This window comes from Streptomyces sp. NPDC025618, assembly GCF_055558795.1.
Genome location: NZ_JBVHLW010000091.1, coordinates 1 through 4,009 on the forward strand (window position 1 = coordinate 1; position 4,009 = coordinate 4,009).

Consider the following 4,009-nt stretch of genomic DNA (forward strand, 5'->3'; position numbering starts at 1 on the left):
TCCCGGGCTCGTCGGCTCATCAGCCCCTCCAGCACCTGGACACGGCGACCGTAAAACCACAACACATTGCCCTGAAACAGGTGCAAACGCTCAGTTAGCGGTTGTTTGGGTGCGGGTTGGGTGCGCCTGCGGCGGGCTCTTTCCCCAGCCCCGCCCCTTCCCGAAACCTGGGCTGCGCGCCCCGGACCCCCGCAACACGGCTTCGCCGCGTTGTCCTCAAGCGCCGGACGGGCTGGATATCCAGCCCGTCCGGCGTTCGAGGACGCGCCCGCAGGGCGCTCCCGCCGCAGGCGACCGGGGGCCCGACTCAGCCGGACAACTCCGCCAGCGTCTCCGCCCGGCCCACCGCCACATCCACACCCAGCTCGCGGAAGATCCGCGTCATCACCTCGTCCTCCGGATCCAGAACGCCGGCCAGCAAGTGGTGCGGAGTGACCCGGCTGTCACGCTGGCCGGGAACCCGGACGTGGCCCGCCTCGTGCAGCGCGCGCCCGCCGCTCGGAGTGAACGGCAGGAATTGCTGCGGCTCCGCACTCGGCCCGGGGTGCGGCTCGCTCTTCTTGCGGCGGCCGAAGAACCGCAGCCCTCGCCGCGGTTCCTCCGCGGGCGCGGGCGGCCCCGGCACGTAAACGCCCTGCGCGCGCAGGGACTTCGCGTCCTCCGCGGAGAGTCCCTCGCCGTCGCCCACCACCGTGACGATCGCGGCCCGGCACGACTCGGCCGTGATGCCGAAGCGCGCCAGGGTGGCGGGCGTGCCGTCCTGGAGGATGACGCCGAGGAGGAGGTGTTCCCTGCCGAGCCACCGGTGGCCGAGATCGCGGGCCGCTTCCTGCGCGCGGATGATGGCCAGCCGCGCGTTCTGCGTGAACCGCTGGATCGTGTCTGCCTCGAACATGCCTGCCTCCTGGAGTGCTTCGAACGCCTCCAGACGCTACGTCAGCCTGCCGCGATATCAGCCTGGGGGTACGAGGTCGCGGTAGCGGGCGAGTACGGCCCGGTCGCCCGTCACGTCGAGCCGGTCCGCGGGGACCCGGTCCCAGAGGAACAGCATCAGGTCCGAGGCCGTGCCGGCCAGCTCGACGTCCGCGCCGGGGCCGGGGCCCTCGGTGAGGCGGACGGCGTCGCCGTCGAAGCGAGCGGTCCACTCCCCCGGGCCGTCGGTCCGCCGGAACCTGAAGCCTTCGCCCGCTCCCGCCGGGGCCGGTGTCCAGGTCCGCCGTGCCGGTGCCATCACCTCGAACATCTGGGCCACCGCGTCGGCCGCGAGGCCCCCGTCCACCGGCCGGGCCGTGCCCGTCGCGTTCTCCGCGTCCCAGCGGTGCACGGCCGCCTCGACGGCCTGGATCCGCGTCCAGAAGGCGACGCTCCGGTCGGGCGCCCACGACCACACGCTCTTCGCGGGACCGGCCTCCCGGAGCGCCTCCTCCAGGGCCCGGGCCCCGGCCGCGAACCAGTCGGCCATCGCCTCCGGCACCGGACCGAGGTTCGGCGCCCGCTCCGGTGCGGGCCAGTCCGCCCGGTCCGCCGGGAGGCACAGGAACGGGTGGTCCAGGGAGAGGGCGACGCCGGCCGGTGGCGCGCCGACCCCCTCCCTGACCACACCCGTCACAAAGCGATGCACTGCTCCCAGATGCAGGGTCAGGTCGGCCACCGACCACGCGGGGCACGTCGGCACCGGCGCCGCGGCCGCCCCGGCCACCCGTCGCACCACTGCCTCGAACGCTCGCGTCTCACGGTGGAACTCCGCCAAAGGGTCCATGGCCTCACCCTGCCACGCGGTCAGTGCGCCGGGAGCTGTCCGGCGGGGCGCACCACCATCGCCGAGCCACCGCCGCGCCGCACCTTCTCCGCGGCGGCCACCCAGCGGCCGTCGGGCAGGCGCTGCACACCGGTGGCCGCGCCGATCTCCGGGTTCCGCGTGAACGCGTGGCCGAGGGCTTCGAGTCTGCCGCGCAACGGGCTGTCCAACAGCGCCGGTTCGAGCTCCGTCGTCCTGGCGTTGCGCTGGCTGGCGCGCGGCGCGGCGATCGCGTCGACCAGGGGCATGCCGCGGTCGACGTGGTTGAGCAAGGTCTGGAGGACGGTCGTGATGATCGTCGCGCCGCCGGGCGAGCCGAGCGCGAACGCGGGCCGGCCGTGGTCGAGGACGATCGTCGGCGAGATGGAGGAGCGCGGCCGCTTGCCCGGCCCCGGCAGGTTCGGGTCGTGGACGCCCGGGGTGACAGGCACGAAGGAGAAGTCGGTCAGTTCGTTGTTGAGCAGGAACCCGCGGCCGGGGACGGTGATACCGCTGCCACCGGTCTGTTCGAGGGTGAGGGTGTACGCGACGACGTTGCCCCACTTGTCGGCGACGGTCAGGTGGCTGGTGTTGTCGCCCTCGTACGAGGTGGCCTCCGCTCTGCCGCGCGTACCGCAGGGCACGGGCCGGCGCGGGTCGCCGGGTGCGAGCGGGCTGGTCAGGACGTGGTCGTCCGAGGTCAGGCAGGCGCGGGCGGCCCCGAACGCCTTCGAGGTGAGCGCCCGCGTCGGCACCTTCTCCTGGGCCGGGTCACCGACCCAGCGGTTGCGGTCGGCGAAGGCGATCCGGCTGGCCTCGATGTAGCGGTGCAGGTAGGTCTTCTCGCTGAGCCTGGAGAGGTCGCCGTGCTCCAGGATGTTGAGGGCCTCCGCGACGGTCGTGCCGCCGGAGGAGGACGGGGCGATGCCGTACACGTCCAGGCCGCGGTAGCTCGTGCGGGTCGGGGCCTGCTCCTTCGCCGCGTACGCGCGCAGGTCCCGCTCCGTCAGGTCGCCGGGGCGCGCCACGCGCCGGGAGTTCGGGTCGACGGGGGGTTTGCGTACGGTCCGCACGAGGTCACGGCCCAGGTCGCCGCGGTAGAGGGCCCCGGTGCCCTGCCGTCCCAACTGCTCGTACGTACGCGCCAGATCCGGGTTCCGCAGCGTGCTGCCGACGGCCGGGGGGCGGCCGCCGGGGAGGTAGAGCGCCGCCGTGGCCGGGAAGTCCTTGAACCGCGACTGGTTGTCGGCGGTCTGCTGACGGAAGGTGGCGTCGACCGTGAAGCCGGTGCGCGCGATGCGTTCGGCGGGCCGCAGCACCTGGCCGAGGGACCGGCGGCCCCACGAGCGCAGCGCGGTGTCCCAGGTGGCGGGCGTGCCGGGGGTGCCGACGCTCAGGCCGCTGGTGACGGCGTCGGCGAACGGGAGCGGCTTCCCCTTCTCCAGGAAGAGGTCCTTGCCCGCGCTGAGCGGGGCGCGCTCCCGGCCGTCGATGGTGGAGACGCGGTGGCTCTTCGCGTCGTAGTAGACGAAGTAGCCGCCCCCGCCTATGCCGGCGGAGTACGGCTCGGTGACGCCCAGCGCTGCGGCGGTCGCCACGGCGGCGTCCACGGCGTTGCCGCCCTCGCGCAACACCTCGATGCCGGCGGCGGAGGCGTCGGCGTCGACGCTGGCCACGGCGCCGCCGTAGCCGGTGGCGACGGGGGTTTTGGCGGGGTGCGGGTTCGCGTGCGCGGCGGTGGGGGGTTGCGCGTACGGGCTCGCTTGCGGGTGCGGGTGCGCGTGCGCGGCGGTGGGGGCGATGCCGGCGCTGGTGATCAGGCCGAGGGTGGCTGCGGCCGCGGCGGTGAGCGCGGGTAGGCGCGGATGCCGAAGCCGATGCCTGAGCTGATGCCGATGCCGATGAGTGGTCGTTCTCGCGCGCGCCATCCCTGCCTCCTTGCGGACGAACGGGGCCCGGAGCCTACCCGTGGCTCGCTGGGCGCGCCACGGGTACGGGCCTGTCGTGGGACGGCGTCTTCCGTGGCCGGGGGCGGGTTGTGTGTGGTTGGGGTTCGGGTGGCCTCAAGCGCCGGCCGGGCTGGGTTTGGTGGGCTCGCCGTTGCCGGGTGCGGGTTTCGTTGCCGCCTGCGGCGGGGGCGCCCTGCGGGCGCGGGGGGGGGGGGGGGGGGGGGGGGGGGGGGGGGGGGGGGGGGGGGGGGGGGGGGGGGGGGGGGGGGGGGGGGGGGGGGGG

3 protein-coding genes are annotated in these 4,009 nt (G+C 74.7%); all 3 read right to left on the bottom strand.

Annotated elements, in window-relative coordinates:
* Window positions 1-307: 307 nt before the first annotated feature.
* From ACZ4A5_RS31550 to ggt, 3 genes are read right to left on the bottom strand one after another with little or no spacing between them, the layout of a single operon-like run.
* On the bottom strand, window positions 308-895 hold the full coding sequence (locus ACZ4A5_RS31550) for a Clp protease N-terminal domain-containing protein (RefSeq protein WP_467591804.1): 588 nt from the start codon (window positions 893-895) through the stop codon (window positions 308-310).
* A 57-nt stretch (window positions 896-952) separates the two neighbouring features.
* A complete protein-coding gene (locus ACZ4A5_RS31555; RefSeq protein ID WP_467591807.1) occupies window positions 953-1,759 on the bottom strand; it encodes a maleylpyruvate isomerase family mycothiol-dependent enzyme in 807 nt (268 codons plus the stop codon).
* 20 nt (window positions 1,760-1,779) lie between these two features.
* Window positions 1,780-3,705 carry a gamma-glutamyltransferase gene (ggt, locus tag ACZ4A5_RS31560; protein WP_467591810.1) on the bottom strand — a complete coding sequence of 642 codons (1,926 nt, stop codon included), beginning with the start codon at window positions 3,703-3,705 and terminating at the stop codon, window positions 1,780-1,782.
* Between the last annotated feature and the right edge of the window lie 304 nt (window positions 3,706-4,009).

What these genes read in the sequence shown, in the direction of transcription:
- ggt (WP_467591810.1), bottom strand. Translation starts at nt 3,705, where the DNA reads ATGGCGCGCGCGAGAACGACCACTCATCGGCATCGGCATCAGCTCAGG.
- ACZ4A5_RS31550 (WP_467591804.1), bottom strand. Translation starts at nt 895, where the DNA reads ATGTTCGAGGCAGACACGATCCAGCGGTTCACGCAGAACGCGCGGCTG.
- ACZ4A5_RS31555 (WP_467591807.1), bottom strand. Translation starts at nt 1,759, where the DNA reads ATGGACCCTTTGGCGGAGTTCCACCGTGAGACGCGAGCGTTCGAGGCA.